Annotated in this window: 22 protein-coding genes and 1 other annotated feature; of the genes, 19 read left to right on the forward strand and 3 right to left on the reverse strand. The window is 38.0% G+C overall.

Annotated elements, in window-relative coordinates; translation table 11 throughout:
* The first annotated feature begins 70 nt into the window (after positions 1 to 70).
* The 5 genes from BAZO_RS16600 to clpB all read left to right on the forward strand — a co-directional run bounded on the left by BAZO_RS16600 (position 71) and on the right by clpB (position 8,308).
* The gene (locus tag BAZO_RS16600) at positions 71 to 1,156 is read left to right on the forward strand and encodes a carbamoyl phosphate synthase small subunit (RefSeq protein WP_004431804.1); all 1,086 of its coding nucleotides are present in this window, start codon (positions 71 to 73) and stop codon (positions 1,154 to 1,156) included.
* Positions 1,149 to 4,289, forward strand: coding sequence for a carbamoyl phosphate synthase large subunit (locus BAZO_RS16605; protein WP_004431806.1), 3,141 nt, complete (start codon positions 1,149 to 1,151; stop codon positions 4,287 to 4,289). Before BAZO_RS16600 ends, BAZO_RS16605 begins: the two co-directional genes overlap by 8 nt.
* Positions 4,290 to 5,246: an ornithine carbamoyltransferase gene (gene argF / locus BAZO_RS16610; protein ID WP_004431808.1), complete on the forward strand. Its 957-nt coding sequence runs from the start codon at positions 4,290 to 4,292 to the stop codon at positions 5,244 to 5,246.
* 130 nt (positions 5,247 to 5,376) lie between these two features.
* Complete coding sequence (locus BAZO_RS16615) at positions 5,377 to 5,559, forward strand: YjzC family protein (RefSeq protein WP_004431810.1); 183 nt, start codon at positions 5,377 to 5,379, stop codon at positions 5,557 to 5,559.
* Between the two features lie 139 nt (positions 5,560 to 5,698).
* Positions 5,699 to 8,308 (forward strand): ATP-dependent chaperone ClpB, encoded by a 2,610-nt coding sequence (clpB, locus tag BAZO_RS16620; RefSeq protein ID WP_004431814.1) that lies wholly within the window; start codon positions 5,699 to 5,701, stop codon positions 8,306 to 8,308.
* Positions 8,309 to 8,347: 39 nt separating this feature from the next.
* Here the strand turns inward: clpB and BAZO_RS16625 are convergent, their stop codons facing one another.
* Positions 8,348 to 8,533: a YjzD family protein gene (locus BAZO_RS16625; RefSeq protein ID WP_004431817.1), complete on the reverse strand. Its 186-nt coding sequence runs from the start codon at positions 8,531 to 8,533 to the stop codon at positions 8,348 to 8,350.
* Between the two features lie 144 nt (positions 8,534 to 8,677).
* Between BAZO_RS16625 and BAZO_RS16630 the strand changes: the two genes are divergently transcribed.
* The 6 genes from BAZO_RS16630 (at position 8,678) to fabF (ending at position 14,023) form a co-directional block, all read left to right on the forward strand.
* Entirely contained in the window at positions 8,678 to 9,418 is a 741-nt protein-coding gene (locus BAZO_RS16630; RefSeq protein ID WP_004431821.1) for an alpha/beta hydrolase, read from the forward strand.
* Between the two features lie 93 nt (positions 9,419 to 9,511).
* On the forward strand, positions 9,512 to 10,375 hold the full coding sequence (locus BAZO_RS16635; protein WP_004431823.1) for an NAD-dependent epimerase/dehydratase family protein: 864 nt from the start codon (positions 9,512 to 9,514) through the stop codon (positions 10,373 to 10,375).
* Between the two features lie 85 nt (positions 10,376 to 10,460).
* Positions 10,461 to 11,414 (forward strand): BMP family ABC transporter substrate-binding protein, encoded by a 954-nt coding sequence (locus BAZO_RS16640; RefSeq protein ID WP_004431824.1) that lies wholly within the window; start codon positions 10,461 to 10,463, stop codon positions 11,412 to 11,414.
* Positions 11,415 to 11,435: 21 nt separating this feature from the next.
* Entirely contained in the window at positions 11,436 to 11,621 is a 186-nt protein-coding gene (locus BAZO_RS16645; RefSeq protein ID WP_004431826.1) for a ComZ family protein, read from the forward strand.
* 156 nt (positions 11,622 to 11,777) lie between these two features.
* Positions 11,778 to 12,710 (forward strand): beta-ketoacyl-ACP synthase III, encoded by a 933-nt coding sequence (locus tag BAZO_RS16650; RefSeq protein WP_004431828.1) that lies wholly within the window; start codon positions 11,778 to 11,780, stop codon positions 12,708 to 12,710.
* A gap of 74 nt (positions 12,711 to 12,784) precedes the next feature.
* On the forward strand, positions 12,785 to 14,023 hold the full coding sequence (gene fabF, locus BAZO_RS16655) for a beta-ketoacyl-ACP synthase II (RefSeq protein ID WP_004431830.1): 1,239 nt from the start codon (positions 12,785 to 12,787) through the stop codon (positions 14,021 to 14,023).
* A gap of 129 nt (positions 14,024 to 14,152) precedes the next feature.
* Here the strand turns inward: fabF and BAZO_RS16660 are convergent, their stop codons facing one another.
* Positions 14,153 to 15,208 carry an LCP family protein gene (locus BAZO_RS16660; RefSeq protein ID WP_004431831.1) on the reverse strand — a complete coding sequence of 352 codons (1,056 nt, stop codon included), beginning with the start codon at positions 15,206 to 15,208 and terminating at the stop codon, positions 14,153 to 14,155.
* A gap of 224 nt (positions 15,209 to 15,432) precedes the next feature.
* On the opposite strand from BAZO_RS16660, the gene BAZO_RS16665 reads away from it, so the two are divergent.
* Together BAZO_RS16665 and BAZO_RS16670 are read left to right on the forward strand one after the other, a co-directional pair.
* Positions 15,433 to 15,654 (forward strand): YuzI family membrane protein, encoded by a 222-nt coding sequence (locus BAZO_RS16665; protein WP_004431838.1) that lies wholly within the window; start codon positions 15,433 to 15,435, stop codon positions 15,652 to 15,654.
* 83 nt (positions 15,655 to 15,737) lie between these two features.
* Complete coding sequence (locus BAZO_RS16670) at positions 15,738 to 16,481, forward strand: YjbA family protein (protein ID WP_004431841.1); 744 nt, start codon at positions 15,738 to 15,740, stop codon at positions 16,479 to 16,481.
* A 194-nt stretch (positions 16,482 to 16,675) separates the two neighbouring features.
* On the opposite strand, the gene trpS is transcribed toward BAZO_RS16670, so the two are convergent.
* Positions 16,676 to 17,668, reverse strand: coding sequence for a tryptophan--tRNA ligase (gene trpS / locus BAZO_RS16675; RefSeq protein ID WP_004431843.1), 993 nt, complete (start codon positions 17,666 to 17,668; stop codon positions 16,676 to 16,678).
* Positions 17,669 to 17,806: 138 nt separating this feature from the next.
* Positions 17,807 to 17,979: a binding site (T-box leader), on the reverse strand.
* Between the two features lie 142 nt (positions 17,980 to 18,121).
* Between trpS and BAZO_RS16680 the strand changes: the two genes are divergently transcribed.
* The 6 genes from BAZO_RS16680 (at position 18,122) to BAZO_RS16705 (ending at position 25,133) form a co-directional block, all read left to right on the forward strand.
* On the forward strand, positions 18,122 to 19,750 hold the full coding sequence (locus tag BAZO_RS16680) for a peptide ABC transporter substrate-binding protein (protein ID WP_004431845.1): 1,629 nt from the start codon (positions 18,122 to 18,124) through the stop codon (positions 19,748 to 19,750).
* A gap of 24 nt (positions 19,751 to 19,774) precedes the next feature.
* The gene (gene opp3b / locus BAZO_RS16685; protein ID WP_004431848.1) at positions 19,775 to 20,704 is read left to right on the forward strand and encodes an oligopeptide ABC transporter permease; all 930 of its coding nucleotides are present in this window, start codon (positions 19,775 to 19,777) and stop codon (positions 20,702 to 20,704) included.
* Positions 20,704 to 21,720, forward strand: coding sequence for an oligopeptide ABC transporter permease (gene opp3C, locus BAZO_RS16690; protein ID WP_004431851.1), 1,017 nt, complete (start codon positions 20,704 to 20,706; stop codon positions 21,718 to 21,720). Before opp3b ends, opp3C begins: the two co-directional genes overlap by 1 nt.
* Before the next feature lie 11 nt (positions 21,721 to 21,731).
* Positions 21,732 to 22,748, forward strand: a complete 1,017-nt coding sequence (locus BAZO_RS16695) for an ABC transporter ATP-binding protein (RefSeq protein WP_004431861.1) — start codon at positions 21,732 to 21,734, stop codon at positions 22,746 to 22,748.
* Positions 22,748 to 23,731 (forward strand): ABC transporter ATP-binding protein, encoded by a 984-nt coding sequence (locus tag BAZO_RS16700; RefSeq protein WP_004431863.1) that lies wholly within the window; start codon positions 22,748 to 22,750, stop codon positions 23,729 to 23,731. Before BAZO_RS16695 ends, BAZO_RS16700 begins: the two co-directional genes overlap by 1 nt.
* A 121-nt stretch (positions 23,732 to 23,852) precedes the next feature.
* Positions 23,853 to 25,133, forward strand: a complete 1,281-nt coding sequence (locus tag BAZO_RS16705) for a putative glycoside hydrolase (protein ID WP_004431865.1) — start codon at positions 23,853 to 23,855, stop codon at positions 25,131 to 25,133.
* The last annotated feature ends 31 nt before the right edge of the window (positions 25,134 to 25,164 follow it).

Genomic DNA, 25,164 nt, shown 5'->3' on the forward strand with positions numbered 1-25,164 from the left:
TATTTTTTCGCTAATAATGAATAAAAATACCTTGTATGTAATAAATATACGCCATGGGGGGTGCGGAAGTTTGAAAGGTTATCTAGTTTTGGAAAACGGGGATCAATTCGAAGGGAACTGGGTTGGTCAAATACCAGCTGAACCGCTTGAAGGTGAGGTAGTATTTTTCACTGGAATGACTGGTTATCAAGAGGTCTTAACAGATCCTTCCTTTAAAGGACAAATCGTTGTATTTACTTATCCGTTAATCGGAAATTATGGGATAAATGAAATTGACTTTGAAAGCGTGATTCCACACGTTTCTGGGGTTATTGTCAGTGAATGTAGTTTAGAAAGTCATCATTATGAGGCAGTTAGTACGTTTAGTGCGTATTTACAAAAGTGGAATATCCCTCTGTTAGCAAATGTTGATACAAGAGCTGTTGTAAAAAGGATTCGTACAACAGGTGTAATGGGTGGGCAGATGGTCGTGGACCCAGAGCAGGCAACTCTTGATCACTATACTCCAATTGAAGAGAAAATGTTAACTAATGGAGTTTCAACGACAAAAATTGAAACGTATGGCACTGGCTTATATCATGTTGTATTGATCGATTTCGGTTATAAAAAATCAATTGTTACTTCTCTTAGCCATGTTGGTTGTAAAGTAACTGTTGTTCCATACAATACTTCATATGAAACAATTAAATCCTTAAAACCGGATGGAATCATGTTGTCAAATGGACCTGGAGATCCAATGCAACTGACATTCTATTTACCTGTTATTAAAAAGTTAGCTTTAAAATATCCAATATTAGCCATTTGCTTAGGACACCAATTACTTGGCCTTGCATTTGGGGCTAATACCAAAAAATTGAAGTTTGGTCATCGTGGAGCGAATCAGCCTGTTATAGATTTAGTAAAGAAAAAAGTGTTTATGACATCACAAAATCACACATTTATTGTTGATGACAGCAGTTTAACAGGAACCGGTTTTTCAGCAACATATTTAAATGTAAATGATAAGTCAGTGGAAGGGATGACTCATGAGAGTCTGCCAATTATCTCAGTTCAATTCCATCCAGAGGCACATCCGGGACCGAGCGACAGTTCTTGGTTATTTACAGATTTTGTTAGCTTGATGAATAGTGTAAGGAGAGAAAAAGTTTATGCCTAAATCAAATGACATCCAGACAGTACTAGTAATCGGATCAGGTCCCATTGTAATCGGGCAGGCAGCAGAGTTTGACTATGCAGGTACACAGGCGTGTTTAGCTTTAAAAGAGGAAGGTTGCCGAGTGATTCTCGTGAATAACAATCCTGCAACCATCATGACAGATGAAGCAAACGCCGATGCTGTTTATTTCGAACCTCTTACAGTGGAGAGCATTGAGAAAATAGTTGTTAAAGAAAAACCGGATGGCATATTAGCGACACTCGGTGGTCAAACAGGCTTAAACCTAGCTTTTTCTCTTCATGAAAAAGGTGTATTAGAAAAATACGGTGTAAAACTATTAGGAACTCCGATTGAGTCCATTAAAAAAGGGGAGGACCGTGAGGCCTTCCGTGAGCTTATGCACGAACTTAATGAACCTGTTCCTGAAAGTGAAATCGTCGAAGATATTGAATCAGCCCTTCATTTTGCTGAAAAGGTTGGTTTTCCAATTATCGTAAGGCCAGCTTATACATTGGGAGGCTTTGGAGGCGGGATTGCCAATGATCATGACGCTTTCATCGATCTTGTTAGAAGCGGCCTTGATGCCAGTCCAATTACACAATGTTTAATTGAAAAAAGCATTGCCGGCTTTAAGGAAATAGAATATGAGGTTATGCGCGATTCAAGTGATACATGTATCACGATTTGTAATATGGAAAATATCGACCCAGTTGGAATCCATACAGGTGATTCAATTGTTGTTGCTCCATCACAGACATTAACAGATGTTGAGTTTCAAATGCTGCGTGCAGCATCTGTTAAAATCATTCGTGCATTAGGGATAATCGGCGGATGCAATATTCAATTCGCATTAGACCCGGTAAGTAAAGATTATTACTTAATTGAAGTAAATCCTCGTGTAAGCCGTTCTTCAGCGCTTGCTTCCAAAGCAACCGGATATCCAATTGCCCGTATCGCTGCGAAATTAAGCCTCGGTTACACATTAGATGAGTTATTAAACCCTGTTACAGGACATACCTATGCCAGCTTCGAACCAGCCTTAGACTATGTTGTCATTAAATTTCCTTGCTGGCCGTTTGACAAATTCCCAGCTGCAAATCGGGTGTTGGGGACGCAAATGAAGGCAACCGGAGAAGTAATGGCAATTGATCGGAATTTAGAAAGTGCGTTACAAAAAGGGGTCCGTTCATTAGAATTAGGCACTGTTGGTTTAAAGCATGCATCGATCGAAAAGCTAAACGAAGAAGTGCTTATGTCGATTGTTAAAAACGCAGATGATCGCCGCTTCTTCGCTATTTTAGAGTTAATTAGAAGAGGCATAGATATAAAAAGTATTGAACAAGAAACAAAAATTAATTCATTTTTCTTAAGCGCATTTAAGCGTTTAATTCAAATGGAGCAGGAAATTGATTCTTATACAGTTGATAAAGTAACAGAAGAGTTTATGAAAAAAGTAAAAAAATATGGATTCTCAGATTCGTATTTGGCAACAGCTTGGAATGTTTCTGAAGCAGACATTCGTGATTTAAGAAAAGGTTTTAACATTTTTGCAGCTTATAAAATGGTAGATACATGTGCGGCTGAATTTGAAGCTAACACGCCATACTATTATTCAAGCTATTTCGGTGAGTGCGAGGTTGAACAAAGCGACAAGAAAAAAGTATGTATTATCGGCTCCGGACCAATTCGTATTGGTCAAGGCATAGAATTTGATTACAGTTCTGTTCACGGTGTTTTAGCCCTCCAAGAAGAAGGCTATGAAACAATTATGATTAATAATAATCCAGAAACTGTCAGCACAGACTATGAAATGGCAGACCGCTTATATTTTGAACCATTAACACTGGAGGATGTCCTAAATGTGCTTGAAGTGGAAGGCACTAACGATGTAATCGTTCAATTTGGCGGACAGACCGCCATTAATCTAGTTTCTCAGTTGGAACAAGCCGGTGTAAACCTTCTTGGAACGAGTGAAGATATAATTGATCAACTGGAAGATCGTGATCGTTTTTATCAGCTTTTACGTAAAGTGGATGTTCCACATATACCAGGTGAAATTGCCGAAAATATAGATGATTTAAAAGCAAAGGCTGCGTTGATTGGATTCCCGATCCTTTTAAGACCATCCTATGTAATTGGCGGTAAAGGGATGATTATTCTTAAGAATGAACAGGAATTAGATCAATTAATAACAGGTCAAACTGAACAAGTATTCCCAATTCTTTTAGATGCTTATGTTGCTGGCAAAGAAGCCGAAGTGGATGTCCTAACGGACGGAGAAGAAATTTTAATACCTACCATCATTGAGCATGTCGAAAAGGCTGGCGTCCATTCAGGAGATAGTACAGCGATTTTACCTTCCATATCAATTTCGGATCATGAAAAAGGGCTAATGGCTGAGTATTCAAAGCGAATTGCGAAGGAACTGAATTTTAAAGGCATCATGAATATTCAATTTGTCCTTTCTGAGGCAAAGGTTTATGTGTTAGAGGTAAATCCGCGTGCAAGTAGAACGGTGCCAATCTTAAGTAAGGTAACAGGCGTACCTGCAATACAAATTGCGACAAAATTATTGCTTGGGAAATATTTAACTGATATTTCAGACCAAAAAGGTCTTTTACCTGATCGTCCTTATATCACGATTAAGTATCCTGTATTCTCAACGATCAAGCTTGCCGGCTTAGATCCGGTATTAGGCCCGGAAATGAAATCAACCGGCGAAGGGATTGCGATTGCCGAAACAAAGCAAGAGGCATTTTATAAAGTATTCCACTGGAATGAACAAAAAGCGCACAATAAAAATGAAATCTTCATTGATGACAGTGACTTAGACAACGATTTTATCGAAGCTATTAGCAGCTTAATTAATAAAGCAGGCTTAACAGTTGCAAAAAATAAAGATTATGAAAAATGGGTGCAAAATCCCAAAGCATTAGCATTAATTAGTTTATCTAAAAAGAAAACGGAACAAGAAATTGAAAAACGTCAACTAGCGTTAAAATATCGTCTCCATGTTTTTACAGAATGGGAAACAGTAGAAGGATTTTTACTAGGTATTAGAGAAAGTAGCTTTAGTGTTAATTCGATTCAAGATTGGCTAACGAAAAAAAATATTGAGAAGGAAGTGGTTTAAATGAGCACAACAATGATTGCAGCACCGAAATTGCACGTAGATGATTTGTTAACATTAATTGATTTAACCCAAGACGAAATCGTAGATATAATTAAAACAGCCATTGAGTTAAAAAAGCTGCACAAAGCAGGTCAACACTTAGACGTATTAAAAGGAAAAACGATGGGAATGATTTTTGAAAAATCATCAACCCGTACTCGTGTTTCCTTCGAAGCAGGAATGACTCAATTAGGCGGCCATTCCATCTTCTTAAGCAGTAAAGATACACAGTTGGGAAGAGGAGAGCCTATTTCCGATACGGCACAAGTTCTGTCTGAGTACATCGATATTATTATGATTCGTACTTTTGAGCATGAACGTGTTGTTGAATTAGCAAAACATGCAACGATCCCTGTTATTAATGCCCTAACAGATGATTATCATCCATGTCAGGCCTTAGCAGACTTAATGACAATTTATGAAATTAAAGGAAGCTTAAAAGGGCAAAAGCTTGTATATGTTGGCGATGGCAATAATGTAGCACACTCGTTAATGATAGGCTCCGCTAAAGTTGGCGTGGATTGCATCGTCGCTTGTCCTGATGCCTATCAACCAAAAGCTGAAGTTGTTGAGATTGCCAAAAAGTTTGCTGAGGAAACGGGTGCAACGATCGAAGTAGTCAATGATCCAATTGAAGCTGTTAAAGGCGCTGATTTCATCTATACTGATGTTTGGACAAGTATGGGCTTTGAAGACGAGGCTGCTGAAAGAATACAGACTTTACAACCATACCAAGTGAATGCTAAATTAATGCAATATGCTAAGGATGATTATTCCTTTATGCATTGTTTACCTGCACATCGCGGTGAAGAAGTAACAGCTGATATTATTGATGGCCCACATTCTGTTGTAGTTCAAGAGGCCGGCAACCGACTTCATGTACAAAAAGCGTTAATTTTAGGGTTGCTTAATAAATAATGTTTTATACGAAGGGCTTTCTCAATTAGTTGAGAAGTCCTTTTTGTATTTTCTCCACCTTTATCCATTAATGAGTTTAAAGAAACCGGACATAATAGTAGTGAACCTTAAATTCAAGGAGGTTTTTATAATGGGGCAACCACGTCAATTTCGCGCCGGTCAGAAAGCACCGAATAATGGAATTTATGTTGAAATCGGTGAAACTGGATCAATGGTCCAAAAACCGCAATCAATAAGGCTTGAAGTCGGGGAGCGTTTCCCAGAGAATTCAAACCATAACCGTGTCTGGACGTATAAGAGTAAGTTTAAATAAGAAACACTATCCGCCTGAAGTTCATAGGGCGGATTTTTTTTGTTAAATCGCTTATTTAGTTGAATTTTTCACTGAAAATGCCCTATAATATAAATAGGTCAAAGTTGGTCAAATTATTCGAAAGGTGAGAGGGATTAATATGGATATGAATAAAATGACTGAGAAAACACAAGAAGCCTTAGTCAACTCCCAGTCGTTGGCTGTGAGAAAAGGACACCAGCAAGTAGACGTTGAACATGTATTTTCTTCACTCCTTACCCAAGAGGATGGGATCACTACTAGCATTTTACAAAAATTAAATATTAACCCGGGAACCGTCCAAAAATTAGTCGAGGAAGCTTTAAATAAGCTGCCAAAGGTATCTGGTTCAGGAGTTGAATCAGGTGCTGTTTATATTACACAAAGATTGCAGTCATTATTAGTCCGTGCTGAAGATGAAGCGAGCCGCTTGAAAGATGAGTATATTTCTGTTGAACATTTAATATTGGCTATGACTGACGAAAAACAAACGACAGAAATAGCAAAAATCTTTCAACAAATCGGCTTTGATCGTGCTTCCTTATTAAAGGTGCTTACGGAGGTACGAGGAAATCAACGGGTAACAAGTCCGACTCCGGAAGTCACTTACGATGCTCTTAAAAAATATGGACGTGACTTAGTTGAAGATGTTAAAAAGGGAAAAATCGACCCAGTCATTGGCCGTGATGCTGAAATAAGACGGGTTATTCGGATTTTATCAAGGAAGACAAAAAATAACCCAGTCCTAATTGGGGAGCCGGGGGTAGGTAAAACAGCAATAGTTGAAGGCCTTGCGCAAAGGATCGTTCGCAAAGACGTACCCGAAGGATTAAAGGATAAAACGATTTTTTCATTAGATATGAGCTCCCTTGTAGCTGGCGCCAAATATCGTGGTGAATTTGAAGAACGATTAAAGGCAGTCTTAAATGAGGTTAAAAAGAGCAATGGCAGAATTTTATTATTTATCGATGAGCTTCATACAATTGTAGGAGCTGGTAAATCAGAAGGTGCGATGGATGCCGGCAATATGTTAAAGCCAATGCTTGCTCGTGGGGAACTGCACTGTATTGGTGCCACGACATTGGATGAACATCGAAAATATATTGAAAAGGATCCCGCGCTTGAAAGAAGATTTCAACAGGTGCTTGTAGAAGAACCAACAGTTGAAGATACGATTTCAATCTTACGAGGATTAAAAGAAAGATTTGAAATTCACCATGGGGTTAACATCCATGACCGTGCCCTTGTAACAGCAGCTGTGCTGTCAGACCGTTATATTACGGAACGATTTTTGCCTGATAAAGCTATTGATCTGATTGATGAAGCATGTGCAACGATTCGAACAGAAATTGATTCGATGCCTTCTGAATTAGATGAAGTGACACGTAAGATCATGCAGTTGGAAATCGAGGAAGCCGCCCTAAGTAAAGAAAAGGATCAAGCAAGCCAAGAGCGGTTAGAGGCTTTAAGAAAAGAATTAGCAAATTTCAAAGAAACTGCCCATGTGATGAAAGCGAAATGGGATGAAGAGAAAAAAGAGCTACAAATGATTCAACAGTTAAGGGAACAGCTCGAAGCATTAAGACGTTCACTTGAAGATGCGGAAGCAAAGTATGATTTAAATAAAGCGGCAGAGCTAAGACATGGAAAAATCCCTGCACTTGAAAAGCAATTAAAAGAAAAAGAACAACAATTAATGATGTCAGAAAAAGAAGGCCGACTTCTTCGGGAAGAAGTAACAGAAGAGGAAGTCGCAGAGATTGTCGGCCGTTGGACAGGGATTCCAGTATCGAGACTGGTGGAAGGAGAGCGTGAAAAACTTCTTCGTTTGGATCAAATACTCCATGAACGGGTTATCGGCCAGGATGAGGCTGTACAGCTTGTTGCGGATGCTGTCATTAGGGCTCGTGCAGGTGTGAAAGACCCTAACCGTCCAATCGGTTCTTTCATTTTTCTAGGACCGACAGGGGTTGGTAAAACGGAGCTAGCCAAAGCACTGGCAGAAAGCTTGTTTGATAGTGAAGAGCATATGATTCGGATCGATATGTCCGAATATATGGAAAAGCACGCTGTATCAAGATTGATTGGGGCCCCTCCAGGATATGTTGGCTACGAAGAAGGGGGACAATTAACAGAAGCCGTTAGAAGAAAACCGTATTCCGTTATTTTATTAGATGAAATTGAAAAAGCCCATCCAGAAGTATTCAATATCCTTCTGCAAATGCTTGATGACGGTAGGATTACGGATTCAAAAGGTCGTGTAGTTGATTTTAAAAATACAGTCATTATCATGACATCGAATATTGGATCTGCCCATTTACTAGAAGGATTAACCGATAGTGGACAAATTCAGGAGCCAGTTCGTGAAAAAGTATTGGCTCAACTGCGCCACCATTTCCGTCCTGAATTCTTAAACCGGGTAGATGATACGATTTTGTTTAAGCCTTTAACTGTAAAAGAAATCTCTGGTATTGTCGGTAAACTTGTTAATGAATTACAAGCACGCCTTCAGGATCGTCAAATTAAATTGTCGCTAACGGAGGAAACTAAATTGTTTATTGCTAATGAAGGCTTTGACCCAGTATACGGCGCACGACCATTGAAACGTTTTATTCAACGTTTTATTGAAACAAAAGTAGCTAGGGAAATTATTGCAGGTAATATAATAGACGGTTCCAATGTTGTCATTGATGTTGAAAACGGCGACTTAAAGATAAAGGTCACCGAATAGAATAAAAAGAGGCTGAATCCGTGATTCAGCCTCTTCCTTTTAGTGATGTTCTTGTGGTTCGTTTGGTACGCCTGCTTCACCAAGGAAAATAACGATAATTGAAAATACTGCGCAAAGGAAAACACCTTGCATGAAATTATATGTACCACCCGTCATACTGCTTACTACATATACAAGCATTTGGCTTAATAAAAATGTCCAGAATACAGTCCAAAATATACGCATTACTTATTCACCTCGATTTTAAGCACGTTTGAAATTAATTTTACCATATATTAAGTTAAAAATATAGGTAAATAACCTTTGCTTTTTTTAAATTATGTCATACATTAGAAGTGTATGTACAAGAGTAAAGAGGCGGGGAAAACAATGAATCTCGATCAACATTTTTTTAAAATTAATGATCAATGGAACGTAATTCACCTTCCTGAACGCCCCAATGGCTTTGCTATCTTAATTATCGGTGATCAGAATCATTATGTGGACAAAACGACAAGCTTGTGGATTCAAAATCCAGAACGATTTCAAATGCTTGAAAATTTAAGGGAAAAAGGTTACACGATTTTTTATTCTAATTTATTTGGCAGACATTGGGGGAGTCCAAAGTCAGTTCATCTGTTAAAACAGCTTTATCATTTAGTAATCCGTAGAGAAATTCTAAATGACAAAATTCACGTAATCGCTGAGGGCATGGGTGCTCTGACTGCATTAAGACTAATGAATGAAATGGAACCATCACTTCGATCTGTCTCAATGTTAAGTCCTTGCCTAGATCTTAAAGCTTTTATAAATACCGAAAAAAATAATAAATTATTTTATAAAAGATTACTGAAAGAATTAGCCTTTTCTTATAAGATTGAAGAAAAATATGTTGAATCAGAAATAATCAACAATTTTGATCTTTGTAATTTTACATCTAAAACTCCGGTGAAAATTTGGCACTCTACAAATCGGGTCCTATATTCATTTTCTGATCATAGCCGAAGTTTTGAGAAAATCCGTGAGCAAGAAGGAGCACCAATAGAACTTTCGATACATTTATTTGAAAAAAGATTTCATATTACTTCAAACATTATTTCTTACCTAAAAAGATATGAGCAGGTTTTATGAGAAGGGCGGACAAAGTTCTGTCCTTTTCTTTTTTTATTCTAAAATTAGCAGTCCGGCATAGTTATTAAGTAAAATAGACTTGGAGGGCTTTTCATGAAGAAAGCGATGGTAATTGGTTCACTAGGATTTATCGGCTTTTCCCTTTCTAAACGTCTTTTGGAGGAAGAGTTTGAAGTTATTGGGATTGATCATTTTTCTGAAAAACATGACCAACTTAAAGAGCAAAAGCTGTTGGAAATTGCTAGGAATAGTAATTTAATATATATTAATAATCCAGTTGAAAATCTTATTTTAAAAGAAGTGGCCGAGAGTTGTGATGTCCTATATTATTGCTTACATGACTCAGATATTAATAAAAACAATATAAATAAAAAAATGACAAAAATGAAAGATATTCTTACGAAGGTAATGGACTATTGCAATGAAATTATGTGTAAATTTGTTTATCTTTCATCCTACGAAAGCTTAAATCAACGTAACCCAATAGGTCAAATGAAAATGGAAGAAGAATATGAAATTAAAAATTACAGTAAACTGAACAAAAACTTTTTTTTTCATATTGTGCAGCTTCCGACAGTCTATGGTCCGTGGCAGCCTGATTCGATGACGTTTCAACAATTAATTATGGGAAAGGATTCACCTTCGATCGATCCAATTAGAGAGGATGCTATTTTTGTTGAAGACTTAGTAGAAATTTTATTAGAATTACCAGCAGATTTAGATGTCAATAAAATAATAAAAATTAACAGCAATAGAAAAAATCAGTGGCAAGAAGGGGTAAATCTTATTAAAGGAACTTCAAATCCGAAACAGGAGTCAAGTGAACTTGAGGTAAAGAATGCGAAGGATCAGGAAGTCTATCATAGGCATTTACAAACAACTCTAGAAGAAGGAATCAGACGACAAAAGGAGCATTATAAGTATCTACAAAAACTAAAAGGATTAGGATTAATTTAAAATCCTTTTACATCTTTGTATCTGTTGGGTAAAATAGAAATGTTGGATACATAGATGAAATGGATATAATAGGGAGGGGCTTGTTTTGAAAAAGCTTCTTTTAATTTTGGCAACATTTATACTATTAGTCACTGCTTGTGGACAACCAGCTACCAATCTTTCAACAACAAAGATAGGATTACTTTTACCGGATACAATCAATGAACCAATATGGGGGAATAAAGGGTATAAAGGCCTATTATTGATACAATCTGCATTAAAGGCTGATGTTTATTATAAAGAAAGTATGAAAACGAGAATGGAAGTAAAGGAAGCGTTGGATGAATTTGAAGAGGAAGGCGTTAACCTTGTATTCGGACATGGGGGTGAGTATGGTCCTTTTTTCGAAGAATTACATAACGACTATCCTGATATGGATTTTGTATATTTTAACGGAAACTTTACAGCTGAAAATGTGACGAGTATTAAATTTGAATCTCATGCAATGGGATTTTTTGGTGGAATGGTTGCAGCAGAAATGAGTAAAACAAAACATATTGGTGTCATTTCAGCTTTTAATTGGCAGCCAGAGGTTGAGGGGTTTGTTAAGGGAGCTGAATATCAAGACCCGAATGTGGTTGTTGATGTTCATTATACGAAGAGCTGGAGCAATAAGGAAAAAGCTTTAAAAGCCTACAGTGAAATGGAAAAGACAGGTGTTGATGTGTTTTATCCTGCCGGTGATTCCTTTAATCTTCCGGTAATTGAAGCTGTAAAAGAGGACGGGCATTATGCAATTGGTTATGTCTCTGATCAATTAGATCTAGGTGAATCAACGGTTCTAACTAGTACGGTTCAACATGTCGAAGGGCTTTACAAACTGATTGCCACTCAATATATTGCCGGCAAGTTTCAGCATGGAATTAAAACCTTTGATTTTGGAGATGATGTTATTTCTTTAGGAGACTTTAGCCCGGAAGTTCCTGATGAACTGAAGGTTGAAGTTAATAAAGCTGTTGAATTATACAAATTAACTGGGGAGTTTCCCGGTAGAAAATAATGAGATGAAGGGGTAAAGATGATGGATCAAGAAAAAAATTTTAAATTTATGCAAATTGCGATGAAGTATTTACCTGAGGCACAAATGATGCTTAAGGAAAAAGGGATGGAAGTAAATATGGATATGATGCAGCCAATGCTCGATGTCCTATTAAAGGTCATGAACGATGCGTATGAGCTTGGAGCATCGGAAGCTAAAGCCGAGTAAAAAGTTTGTTTGAAGGGGTGGACCTAACAGTCGACCTCTTTTGTACATTTCTTTTTATAGACAAGAACTAGTAAGTGTTATAAAATTAGTACCAAGTCATAATATTTGATCATATACCATGATCATAAATTTTGAGAATGCAAAGGGGTTTTGTTAATGAATGCTGGTATAATTGGTATTGGACGTTATCTTCCTGAGAAAATTGTTACAAATGCAGACTTAGAGAAGATTATGGATACTTCAGATGAGTGGATTCAAACAAGAACAGGAATTAAAGAAAGAAGGATTGCTGACGATACAATCAATACTTCACATATGGCTTTTTTTGCTGCTGAAAAAGCAATCGCGAATGCTGGAATTACGGCAGAGGATATCGATTTAATCATTACGGCTACCGTTACACCTGACTCTCCTTTCCCATCCGTTTCATGCTTAGTTCAAGAAAAGCTAGGTGCGAAAAAAGCGGCAGCAATGGATATTGGAGCTGCATGTGCTGGCTTCATGTATGCGATGGTAACAGCTCAGCAATTTATTCAAACAGGAACATACAAAAATGTGCTTGTAATTGGTGTTGAAAAGCTTTCAAAAATTACCGATTGGACTGACCGCAATACAGCAGTATTGTTCGGTGATGGAGCTGCTGCGGCTGTTATAGCGCCGGTATCAGAAGGAAGAGGAATTCTTTCATTTGAGTTAGGTGCAGATGGCGTTGGGGCAAAGCATCTTTATCAGGATGAGTACATTATTATGAATGGCCGTGAAGTCTTTAAATTTGCAGTCCGTCAAATGGGTGAATCAGCTGTCAATGTAATCGAAAAAGCTGGTTTAACGAAGGAAGATGTTGATTTTTTAGTTCCACACCAAGCTAATATTCGAATTATGGAAGCATCTAGACAAAGGCTAGAGCTACCAGAAGAAAAAATGTCAAAAACAGTAGACAAATATGGCAATACATCATCATCCTCTATTCCGATTGCATTAGTTGAGGAAATTGAAAATGGAAAAATAAAAGATGATGATATCATTGTTATGGTCGGTTTTGGCGGCGGTTTAACTTGGGGAGCTATTGCTTTGAGATGGGGCAAATAATTTAGCAGGAATTCGTAAGCAATGATAGAATTATAATAAATTGTACATTTCAATATGAAAGGTGTCATGCGTTTATGGAAAAAAGACGAGTTGTAATAACAGGACTCGGTGCGGTTACACCATGTGGTCTTGATGTAGATACGACTTGGAACAATGTAATCAACGGAGTCTCAGGCGTCAATGAAGTTACACGGGTGGATAAAGAATTATTCCCTGCTAAAGTAGCAGCTGAACTGAAAAACTTCAATCCTGAAGATTTTATGGATAAAAAAGAAGCAAGAAGAATGGACCGTTTCACTCAATATGCACTTGCAGCGGCTTTTATGGCTGTTAAAGATGCTAATTTAGAAATTACCGATGAGAATGCTGAAAGAGTTGGGGTTTGGATTGGCTCTGGTATTGGTGGAATGGAAACCCATGAAGAACAACATAAAAACTTCTTGGAAAAAGGGTACCGCCGTGTAAGTCCTTTTTATGTACCAATGATGATTGCAGATATGGCTGCAGGGCAAGTATCCATTGCCTTAGGTGCAAAGGGTATTAATGCATGTACAACAACTGCATGTGCTTCTGGTGCTAATTCAATCGGTGATGCATTTAAGGTCATACAGCGTGGGGATGCCGACGTTATGATCACAGGTGGAACGGAAGCCCCAATTACGAATATGTCATTTGCTGGTTTCTGTATGGCAAAAGCTTTATCTACAAATCCGGACCCTAAAACGGCAAGTCGTCCATTTGATTTAAATCGTGATGGATTTGTTATGGGAGAAGGAGCAGGCATAGTCGTTCTTGAATCATTAGAAACAGCATTAGCCCGCGGCGCAAAGATTTACGCTGAACTTGTTGGGTACGGAGCAACTGGTGATGCCTACCACATTACTGCACCGGCACCAGGTGGTGAAGGCGGAGCAAGAGCGATGAAACAGGCATTACAGGATGCAGGTTTGCAGCCGGAAGATATTAATTATATTAATGCCCATGGTACAAGTACTGACTATAATGATAAATATGAAACAATGGCAATTAAAGAGGTATTCGGTGAACATGCTTATAAATTAGCAGTAAGCTCAACTAAGTCGGTGACAGGTCACTTATTAGGAGCTGCTGGTGCTGTTGAAGCTATCTTTTCAGTAAAAGCAATTACCGATGGAATCATTCCTCCGACCATGAATCTTGAAACTCCAGATCCTGAATGTGACCTAGACTATGTTCCAAATCAGGCTAGAAAACAGACAGTAAACGCTGTATTAAGTAGCTCACTAGGATTTGGCGGACATAACGTTTCATTAGTCTTCAAAAAATACGAATAATAAAAGCCACCCGAATGGGTGGCTTTTAAAATGTAAAGAAGGTATATCATTGTCTAGCTCCATCGCCTATCAAACTTCAGGACTCCTCCAGTTTGCTAGGCGATGAGCAAGGCGCTTGCGCTTTTCTATTTAATGCACATCTGCTGCAATTTCACTCATGCTGACTTCATCGTCTGAAACAACCTGTGGTTGTGTAGAAGAGAAAAAGTCCTTTAAAGCTTGTTTGTTTTCTTTGCGGTCAATAGCTAAAACTGAGCCTGCATGGGAATAGCTCTTGTTTTCAAATGAGCCGTCAACAGGTATACGAATCGTTTCGATCTCTTTTGGATTCATTAAAAAGTTTGTTCCTAACGCTAGAATCTTTTTAGAACCGATATTTGTATCAATGTAAGGGATAATGGTTCCCATCATTTTAGGTAATTTGGTTAATCCGTTAATGCTAATCAATTCATCTTTCACAGCCGAAATAACCTGCTGCTGTCTACGAACCCTTCCGAAGTCACTTTCAGCATCATGACGGAAGCGGGCATACTCCAATAATTCCTTCCCGTTAAGCTTTTGTAAACCAGGTTGGAAGTTAATATATAGACCACCTGCACGATCTGTGTATTTCATTCTCTTTTCAACGTCAATATCTACACCATTTGGTGATAATACATCGACAACATTGGAAAAACCATCAAAATTTACGATAGCATAATATTGGACATCTATATCAAAGTTTTCTTTTAAAGTTTTGCGTACTAATTCGGCCCCACCATAGGCGTAGGCTTGGTTTATTTTATTATCTTTATATCCTGGGATTGAAACATAAGTATCTCTCATGACTGATGCAAGTTTAGCAGAACCTGTTTCTGGGTCATACTGTGCTATCATGATTGTATCAGTCCGTCCTTCTGAAGACAGGGAGTCTACACCAAGGAGTAGTACATTTATTTTTTCTAAATCTTTTACTCCTTTAAAGGTAGATTCATCTTCATTATTCTTTTTACTTGTGCTTGGCAAATCATTATCATTGGAGGCGGAAATATAGGCTGTATAATATTGGAAAACTCCGTAACCAATCATAGCTATAAAAAATGTTAATAGAATAAGACCGATTTTAAACGGACTTTTTTTTCTTCTTCTTTTTGACGTTCGTATTTGTTGATCTATGTTTTTTCTACGCTCAATGCGCGAGGACATCCCGATGTTCACCTCTCCTTAAATATACACAATAATGAATGTTTTTAAAAATACTCTCAGACTTATAGATTACTAGATTCGACACCTATTTACAATATTAACATAAAATATGTTTATTTTCTCCTACATATTTTTATTAGTGTTACATAAAAATGGTAAAAAGGACAAGCAAGAAGGGTGGAAGGGGTAATGATACTACTATTTTATTGGGGATTGGATAAGTTATGATATTTAGGCTTTTTCTTTTTTTATTAGGATTTGGACTTGCAGTTGTAGGTGGGGTAACTGTTATTGCTTATCTGAATGTCATGGCGATGGGATTGTCCTTTCTCGAATACCTATTATATATTAGTACAAGAATGGAGTGTTATCTCCTGATGATTGGCATTATGCTCATCACAATCAGTATTTATATACCTTTAAATGAGAAAAATAGAAAAAAATGAATTAATTGTTTTGACTGGAATAAATTGCTTCTCAACTGACAATACTGTTTTTTAACAATGTGATGTGAAGTGAGGGGTAAAACATGTTGTATCTGCACGATGTTTGGGTGAATTGGTTTGAAGGAGAAGAGAATGGTTATAATGTTTGTCATTTTCATGAATGGAGAAAAGAGGATACCGTTGAACTTTTAGACCAAACACCGCTGATAAAGGTAGAAACAGTATTATTCCATTATATTGAAAATGATTTATCAGATCTGCCTCAGCAGCTTTTAGAGGATGTGTATCAAAAAAGCTTTGTTCGCAAAAATCATGAACGGATTCAGCTAGACTATTGTTTTATCGTAACAGATGGAGTGGGAATTTTGGCGGTCGATACTTTGGGCTACCATATACCAATTAAAAAGAGCAGACTTATTCCGAGACAAGAGCAGTTAGTGTACGATATGGTTGAGAGCCTTGAGCCTACAATTTATAATTTTGAAGATAGGACAAAGAAGGAATATCATATCCTGTCACCTTCCCCTAAATTGATGAAAGGGCTTACAAGAAAGGAAAGACAGTTAAAACAGTTATTGTTTATGGCACTGGATCAGCTGCATTCAACAGGGAACCCAGCCGAAATTAGATATTGGTATACAGAATGGAATCCTACCAAATACCAAGAAATTCAAAAACAAAATTTCGACGATGTTTGGAACAAATTATATGAGGAAGCGAAGGATGGCTGGACATTAAGACATGAGCATCTTTGTGAACGGCTTGTGAAAGGACAACCTTTTTTCGAAAAGCTTTGGGAATTAGAAAAAGGTACAAAAGTAAATTAGGGCTAGGACGATGGGGTTGTCTTAGCCCTTTTTGCTTTTCCATGTCTAGCTTCAGCGCCCAGCGACTAGTAAACTTCGCCCACCTCCCTACGATAAGTCAACAAGGTGAATCCCTTCGTTCGCCGCCGGATATCCTTTATCTCAGTCGATGTGCTCCAGTTTTGTCGTGCGCTGAACGGGCGCTTCCGCTTTTCTTATTTTCTTGTTTTTCTGCCTAAACCAATAGCTTTTTCTACCTTTTTCATCATTTTTGCTGCTACAGCGTTAGCTTTTTCAGCCCCAAGGTCTAAATATTCATCAAGCTTTTCTGATTCAAGCAGACTATAATATCTCTCTTGAATTGGTTTTATTGTATTAATAACTGTCCCAGCAACGTCCGCTTTAAATTCTCCGTAGCCTTTACCTTCATATTGCTTCTCTAGATTTTCAATAGACTGATTGGAGCAGATTGAATAAATCGTTAATAGGTTGGATACGCCGGCTTTGTTATCTTTATCAAACTTAATAATGCCTTCAGAGTCCGTTACGGCACTTTTAATTTTCTTTTCAATTTGCTTTTCGTCATCAAGCATAGAGATAAAGGCTTTGGTATTTGGATCTGATTTACTCATCTTTTTCGTAGGATCCTGTAGCGACATGATTCTTGATCCTACCTTTGGGATACTTACCTCAGGTATTGTAAAGATTTCATTGTATTTCTTATTAAACCTTTCAGCTAAATCACGTGTTAATTCAAGGTGCTGCTTTTGATCTTCCCCTACTGGTACGATATCGGTTTTGTATAATAGAATGTCCGCTACCATTAATGGTGGATAGGTTAATAATCCTGCAGAAACGGCATCCTTTCCTGCTGATTTATCCTTAAATTGGGTCATTCTTTCCAGTTCCCCGATATAGCTTATACATTGCATAACCCAGCCTAGCTGTGCATGGGCTGGAACTTCTGACTGAATAAATAATGTTGATTTTAGAGGATCGATACCAACAGCTATGTATAGTGCAGCGAGGCTGCGGATATTTTGTTGAAGCTGTTTTGGATCTTGAGGGACGGTTATTGCATGTTCGTCAACAATACAGAAATAACATTGATTGTTCTCCTGTAAATCAACGAAATGCTTCAATGCTCCAAGATAGTTTCCTAATGTGATTGTACCGCTAGGCTGAATGCCGGAAAAAATAATTGACATTTTTTATTCCTCCTTGAATTTTCAATCATTTTAGTATGAATCCAAATTAGAAAGACACGACTTGCCGCCCATAATGGCGGAAGTCGGAGAAAGGATAAAAATTCTGATAGTACAAAAAGGTCCATTCGTCCCGCTATGGTAAGGGACGAATGGACCGTGGTGCCACCCTTGTTATTCTATGTAAGAATCACTTCAATACGCTGCCGGATGTGCTCAAAAGCCCATTCCATATTTTTTCACTGCTTGTTTCCACCAACCACAAGCTCTCTGTAAGCTGCCAAATATGTACTTTTCTTTCTCATTGCAATTACCAATATTAATTTTTGAAATTTGAATTTTATTATAGTAAACCCATCCATAAAAATCAAGCTATTATTTACAGAGTAATAGAATGAAATTGAAATTTAAAGGAAAGGCTACAAATAAAAGGAAAGGTTCATATTGGAGGTTATTATGAAAGGTAAGTGGTTCTTATTGCTTATTTTATCACTTATATTTTCTATAATGTTTTCTGCCTGTGGATTTAAGGGCAACGAAAGAACAAGAACATCAAGTACAGGCCAGATTCTTAATCTTTTAGAGGCTGCGGAATTGCCAACGATGGATACTACACAGGCAGATGATAGTGCATCGTTTTCAGCAATGAATCAAGTCTTTGAAGGATTATTTCGCTTAGGTCCAGATAATACACCGGTCCCAGGAGTTGCAAAAGAAGTTATAAAAAGTAAACAGGGTCACGTACTTACGTTTATCCTAAATGAGGATGCAAATTGGAGTGATGGCTCTAAGGTAACGGCCCATGACTTTATCTATGCTTGGAAAAAGGCGTTAACACCCGAGACCCTTTCTCCTTATGCCTATTTAATGAAACCAATAAAAAATGCAGAGGCGATTATGTCTAAGGGTGATCCTCTATTTGGAAGGATTGAGGAATTAGGTGTGAAGGCCCTTGATAATAAGACATTAGAAGTGACACTTGAAATTCCTGTACCATACTTCATTAGCTTAACATCCTTTCCAACATTTTTTCCGCAAAAACAAGAGTATGTAAAAGAAAAAGGATCAGATTATGCCCTTTATGCAGATAAAATGCTTTATAACGGCCCCTTTTTAATGTCCAATTGGAGTACAAGTGGATGGACTTTTAAGAAAAATCCAGAGTATTGGGATAGAGACATAGTTAAATTAGACCAAATAAATTATCGAGTTATTAAAGATTCTTCAGCGGAAACAAATTTATTTGAAACAGGTCAGGCTGATCGTGCTGGCTTAAGTGCGGAATTAGTGGAACTCTATAAAGACCATCCAGATTTCTTAACTTACAGTGAACCAACAATGTGGTACTTAAAGTTCAATGTAGACCGTATTCCGATCAAACAGCGAAAAGCGATTCAAAGAGCAATCAATAAAGAAGCTTTTGTTACCAATTTATTAAATAACGGTTCCTTGCCTGCCGATTATTTCTTCCCTTCAGGATTTGTAAAAAATCCGACAACAGGCGAGGATTTCCGAAAAAAATATGGCAATATCGTTTCCTATAATGTAGAGGAGGCACAGCATTATTGGCAGGAGGCCGGGTCCCCTACCGTGACATGGGATTTATTAATAAATGACCGTGATGAAATGAAAATGATCGCAGAGTATATTAAAAATCAATTAGAAACAACACTGCCTGGTCTAACAATTAACATTAATGTGCAACCATTCAAACAACGCTTAGCCCTTGATGATGCGATAGATTATGATATTCAGTTTTGGGGATGGGGACCCGACTATCAAGATCCACTAACATTTATGGATCTATGGGTCACAAATGGCGGTAATAATAAAACGAATTACGCGAGTCCGGTCTATGACAACATAATCCGGGAGGCTGTGAATAATCTTGATGATTTAAATGCACGCTTTGAAAGCCTTCAAGATGCTGAAGTTATTCTTCTCAAAGAAGATGCTGTAATAGCGCCATTATACCAACGTGGGCGAGCAGTGTTGCAAAAACACTATGTTAAAGATTTAATTGTCCATCCATTTGGCCCGGACTATAGCTTTAAATGGGCGTATATAGAAAACAAAGATTTTTAGAACATGCGGCGTGGGGGTGTTAAAGTGGTACGTTATTTACTTGGCCGATTTTTTTATATGCTTATTACTTTTTTAATTATCGCAACCCTAACCTTTTTTCTTATGCAAACATTGCCGGGTACACCATTCAATGACGAAAAGCTGACAGAAACTCAAATAGAATTAATGAATCAACGTTATGGGTTAGACAAGCCTGTCGTTGTTCAGTATGTCATTTATATAAAGAATTTATTTCAAGGGGACCTCGGTGTCTCTTTTCAATTTGACGGGCGACCAGTAGCGAAAATTATTGGAGAACGAATTCCCGTCTCCGCCTTTTTGGGCAGTCAGGCTTTACTATTCGGGACTTTGATAGGATTAGTTTTAGGAATTCTTTCCGCCCTTCGCCATAACACGATGATCGATTATGGTGCGATGGTCATTGCCGTTATCGGGTTATCAATACCATCCTTTGTTTTTGCTGGTTTGTTGCAGTATTGGGTAAGTGTTAGGTGGAAGTTGCTCCCTGCAGCATTTTGGGAAAGTTATGAATATACAATTCTCCCTACCATTTCGCTTTCTGTCTTTGTTATCGCCCAAGTGGCTCGGTTTATGAGAACGGAGATGCTTGAAGTTCTCGGACAAGATTATATTATTACCGCTAAAGCAAAGGGTATGAGTCAAGTCGTGATTGTCTTAAAACATACAATTCGAAACGCATTAATACCAGTTATAACAATCTTAGGACCACTTGCAGTGAATATTATGACAGGGTCTTTAGTGATCGAAAAAATTTTCGGTGTGCCAGGTCTTGGAGAACAATTTGTACTATCGATTATGACCAATGATTATCCAGTCATTATGGGGACAACATTATTTTACGCCGCATTGTTTATAGGGATTGTCTTTATTGTTGATGTGCTGTATTGTCTTATCGACCCAAGAATTCGCATAGCTGGAGGTAATCGGGAGTAATGAGGGAGGATAATTACATCATACATAAGGAAATGTTCCAACCAGCGAAAATTGAATCAAGCTATAAAGAAACGATTATACGGGAAAGTCTCACGTTTTGGCAGGATGCATGGATCAGATTGCGAATAAACAAAGGCGCTTTTGCCGGGTTAATTATCATTTGCTCGATCATCTTATTAGCGATCGTTGGTCCATTTTTAAGTCCTTTTTCGTACGATGAACAAGATTTGTCACGGGCCAACTTGCCTCCCAAAATCCCGGTTATAGAGAAAGTTCCCTTCATAGGATTCAGTGGATATGATATTCGTGGAATAGACCAATACGAGAAAAAAGGCATAAAAGACTATCATTGGTTTGGTACAGATCACTTAGGTCGTGACTTATGGACGAGAATATGGCAGGGTACTCGAATTTCACTCTATATTGCTTTTTTGGCAGCGGCCATCGACTTTATTGTCGGTGTTGCATACGGCGGTATTTCCGCTTTTTATGGAGGTCGCATTGATAATATCATGCAGCGTATTATTGAAATACTTGTTGGGATCCCCCATTTGATTGTAGTTATTTTATTAATTCTTGTCCTTAATCCAGGGATATTATCGATTACTTTAGCGATGATTATAACCGGTTGGGTTGGAATGGCAAGGATTGTAAGGGGGCAAATACTGAAATTAAAAGGACAGGAATTTGTATTGGCATCGAAAACCTTAGGTGCAAGTGATAATCGACTGATTTGGAAGCACTTAATTCCGAATACATTAGGCGCCATTATTATTACGACTATGTTCACAGTTCCTACCGCTATCTTTACGGAAGCCTTTTTAAGTTTTATCGGTCTTGGGCTGCGTCCCCCGATTGCATCATTAGGAACGCTTGTAAATGATGGCTTTAAAACAATGCGAATTTATCCGCATATGATGTCGATTTCGTCAGTTGTTATTAGTTTAATTATGATAAGTTTTAACTTGTTGGGCGACGGTCTTCGTGATGCACTTGACCCTAGAATGCGGAGATAGGAGGGGAAGGAATGGATTTTATTTTAGAGGTAAAAGATTTGCATATCTCCTTTGATACCTATGCTGGAGAGGTAAAGGCTGTTCGTGGTGTAGATTTTCATTTAAGAAAAGGAGAAACACTCGCAATTGTTGGGGAATCTGGATCAGGGAAATCTGTTACATCAAAAAGTATCATGCGGCTCATTCCTGACCCGCCGGGGCGTATTGTAAAAGGCGAAGTCTTGTTTGAGGGTAAGGACCTTGTCAAATTAAGAGAAAAAGAGATGCAGACGATCCGTGGTTCGGAAATTTCGATGATTTTCCAAGATCCGATGACATCGTTAAATCCAACAATGACGGTCGGAAAACAAATTGTTGAAGGGCTCGTTAAGCATCAACGACTCGGAAAAATAGAAGCAAAACAGCGTGCATTAGAGTTATTAAAGCTTGTCGGTATTCCAAATCCGGAGATCCGGGTAAACCAGTACCCCCATCAATTTTCAGGCGGGATGAGACAGCGAGTTGTGATTGCTGTAGCCCTTGCTTGTAATCCCAAAGTATTGATTGCAGATGAGCCAACAACCGCACTAGATGTTACGATTCAAGCCCAAATTCTAGATTTAATGAAAGATTTGCAGAAGCAAATGGATACGGCTATTATCATCATTACACATGATCTCGGTGTAGTGGCAAACATTGCTCAGCGTGTAGCCGTTATGTATGCGGGAAACATCATTGAAACCGGTACGGTTGATGAAATTTTTTATCAACCAAAGCATCCCTATACATGGGGACTACTTGCTTCTATGCCAAAGTTGCATACGAAAAAAGGAGAATTAGTAGCCATTGCTGGTACACCTCCAGATTTAGTTTCACCCCCGCTTGGTTGTTCATTCGCTCCCCGTTGCCCCTATGTAATGGAGGTATGTGTAAGCTATATGCCGGATTATAAAAAATCCTCTCGCACCCAGTATGCAGCATGTTGGCTTCAAGATGAAAGGGCTCCAAAAATAGAACCGCCATGGGAAGCCGCAGGAGGTTCAAAATGATGACCAATAAAAATGAAAAACTTGTAGAAGTGAAAAATTTAAAAAAATATTTTAAAGTTGGAAAACATCAAGTATTGCATGCAGTTGATAATCTGACTTTTGATATCTATAAAGGAGAGACGTTAGGCTTAGTCGGTGAGTCTGGCTGCGGTAAATCAACAACAGGGCGTACGATTATTCGACTTTATGAAGCTACCGCCGGAGAAGTTCTTTTTGAGGGAATCAATGTCCACGGAAAACAAACAAAAGAAGATCTAAAAAAACTAAATCGAAAAATGCAAATGATTTTCCAAGATCCATATGCATCATTAAATCCAAGAATGACTGTGATGGACATTATTGCAGAGGGCATTGATATTCATAGATTGGCAAATGGTCCCAAGGAACGAAAGGATAAGGTTTATGAATTGTTAGAAACAGTCGGTTTAAATCGTGAGCATGCCAATCGCTATCCACATGAATTTTCGGGCGGTCAGCGTCAGCGCATTGGAATTGCTCGGGCATTGGCTGTAGAACCTGAATTTATTATTGCAGATGAGCCTATTTCGGCCTTAGATGTTTCCATTCAAGCGCAGGTTGTTAATTTAATGCAAAACCTTCAAGAGGAGCGGCATTTAACATACTTATTTATTGCTCATGATTTATCGATGGTAAAATTTATAAGTGACCGTATTGGTGTTATGTACTTAGGGAGTCTCATAGAGTTAGCTAAAAGTGACGAATTATATGATGACCCATTGCATCCTTATACGCAGGCACTTTTATCAGCCATTCCTATCCCGGACCCTATAATAGAGCGTTCGCGGCAACGGATTGTTCTGCAGGGGGATTTACCCAGCCCTATTAATCCACCAACAGGGTGTCGTTTCCATACCCGTTGCCCGCGTGCTATGGACGTTTGTATCACACATGAACCAAAATGGTTTGAAGTAAAAGATAAACATTGGGCTGCTTGTCACTTGCATGATCTAAACAAGTTTTGAATATACTTTACTAATCGTAAACAAGCTGGTATGTGAAAAAATAGAAATATGTCAAATAATAATGAATCGTGTCAAAAACTCCCCTATAATAAAGAGAGAATAAAGAGAATGGAGCATAACAATGGGAAAACGAGTAGGAGAAATGAAATTTGCGTATTTTTTATTTTTTTTGATGCTTTTCACGGGGGTATTTTCTACTAGTGCTTCAGCTGAAGGAGACCATTTGGTAGCCAATTTCCACTCCAAAAAACTTAGTTCTGTTAAGAAAGTGGAATTGCCAAGAGCTTTGCCTCGATTTAAATATGATTCTGGGTTATCCTTTCCATACCCTGATGCAGTAAGAGGTGTCTATATGACAGCCCATACAGCAGGCGGTTACAAAAATTATCTTGATTATCATTCAGGCGTTTCGACAAATCTATATTCTTCAGGTAAAAATTTTGCTGGAATAATGAATTTAATGGATACGACTGACTTGAATGCCGTTGTTATAGATATTAAAGATGATTGGGGAAATCTTACTTACATGCCGCAGTCGGATTCACCGTTAGCATCAATCGGGAAACCATATATAAAAAATCCGCGTGAAATGCTCGAGCTTTTTGAAAAAAAACAAGTATATCCAATTGCAAGGATTGTAGTGTTTAAAGATACAGTTTGGGCTAAGCAAAGGCCGGATCTATCATTTACAGAAAATGGAGCAGTTTGGAAAAATGGTCGAAATGAGTCTTTTGTTAATCCTTTTTTGAAGGAAGTATGGGATCATAATGTTCAAATAGCAATCGATGCAGCCAAACTTGGATTTAAAGAGGTTCAATTTGATTACGTTCGTTTTCCGGAAGGATTTGAAAAGCGGGATCAAACATTGACCTATAGTATGGGGCAATATAAAGATATAGAATTGGATAATATTCAAAAACGGGTGCAAGCCGTTACTGATTTTGTAGCTTACGCAAAGGAACAGTTAAAGCCATATGATGTAGATGTTTCTGTAGATATCTTTGGATATACAGCAACCTTACCGGAGGCACCGGGAATCGGACAAAATTTCACAAAAATATCTGAGCATGTAGATGTAATATCATCGATGATTTATCCTAGCCACTGGACTTCTTATTTTGGAATTTCTAAGCCGGATCTCGAACCCTATCGATTAGTGACGGAATATACAAAGGTTGAGAATGCTAAGTTAATGAAATTAGAAAATCGTCCAGTTTCACGTCCGTGGATTCAGGATTTCACCGCTTCTTACCTTGGCAGGGGAAATTATTTGAATTATGGTAAAGCCGAGGTTGAAGCGCAAATTAAAGCCTTAAATGAGAATGGAATTTCTGAATTCTTATTATGGGATGCTGCCAATACGTATACAACTGGTGTAGATTATACTCCATTAAACAAATAAAGAAGAAGGTGGGAAGTCCACCTTCTTCTTT

This window comes from Schinkia azotoformans LMG 9581 (genome assembly GCF_000307855.1).
Lineage (GTDB): Bacteria > Bacillota > Bacilli > Bacillales > Bacillaceae_J > Schinkia > Schinkia azotoformans.

Coding starts and splice junctions, on each gene's coding strand:
- BAZO_RS16605 (WP_004431806.1), top strand. CDS start 1,149: ATGCCTAAATCAAATGACATCCAGACAGTACTAGTAATCGGATCAGGT.
- argF (WP_004431808.1), top strand. CDS start 4,290: ATGAGCACAACAATGATTGCAGCACCGAAATTGCACGTAGATGATTTG.
- BAZO_RS16615 (WP_004431810.1), top strand. CDS start 5,377: ATGGGGCAACCACGTCAATTTCGCGCCGGTCAGAAAGCACCGAATAAT.
- clpB (WP_004431814.1), top strand. CDS start 5,699: ATGGATATGAATAAAATGACTGAGAAAACACAAGAAGCCTTAGTCAAC.
- BAZO_RS16625 (WP_004431817.1), bottom strand. CDS start 8,533: ATGCGTATATTTTGGACTGTATTCTGGACATTTTTATTAAGCCAAATG.
- BAZO_RS16630 (WP_004431821.1), top strand. CDS start 8,678: ATGAATCTCGATCAACATTTTTTTAAAATTAATGATCAATGGAACGTA.
- BAZO_RS16635 (WP_004431823.1), top strand. CDS start 9,512: ATGAAGAAAGCGATGGTAATTGGTTCACTAGGATTTATCGGCTTTTCC.
- BAZO_RS16645 (WP_004431826.1), top strand. CDS start 11,436: ATGGATCAAGAAAAAAATTTTAAATTTATGCAAATTGCGATGAAGTAT.
- BAZO_RS16650 (WP_004431828.1), top strand. CDS start 11,778: ATGAATGCTGGTATAATTGGTATTGGACGTTATCTTCCTGAGAAAATT.
- fabF (WP_004431830.1), top strand. CDS start 12,785: ATGGAAAAAAGACGAGTTGTAATAACAGGACTCGGTGCGGTTACACCA.
- BAZO_RS16660 (WP_004431831.1), bottom strand. CDS start 15,208: ATGTCCTCGCGCATTGAGCGTAGAAAAAACATAGATCAACAAATACGA.
- BAZO_RS16665 (WP_004431838.1), top strand. CDS start 15,433: ATGATATTTAGGCTTTTTCTTTTTTTATTAGGATTTGGACTTGCAGTT.
- BAZO_RS16670 (WP_004431841.1), top strand. CDS start 15,738: ATGTTGTATCTGCACGATGTTTGGGTGAATTGGTTTGAAGGAGAAGAG.
- trpS (WP_004431843.1), bottom strand. CDS start 17,668: ATGTCAATTATTTTTTCCGGCATTCAGCCTAGCGGTACAATCACATTA.
- BAZO_RS16680 (WP_004431845.1), top strand. CDS start 18,122: ATGAAAGGTAAGTGGTTCTTATTGCTTATTTTATCACTTATATTTTCT.
- opp3C (WP_004431851.1), top strand. CDS start 20,704: ATGAGGGAGGATAATTACATCATACATAAGGAAATGTTCCAACCAGCG.
- BAZO_RS16695 (WP_004431861.1), top strand. CDS start 21,732: ATGGATTTTATTTTAGAGGTAAAAGATTTGCATATCTCCTTTGATACC.
- BAZO_RS16700 (WP_004431863.1), top strand. CDS start 22,748: ATGACCAATAAAAATGAAAAACTTGTAGAAGTGAAAAATTTAAAAAAA.
- BAZO_RS16705 (WP_004431865.1), top strand. CDS start 23,853: ATGGGAAAACGAGTAGGAGAAATGAAATTTGCGTATTTTTTATTTTTT.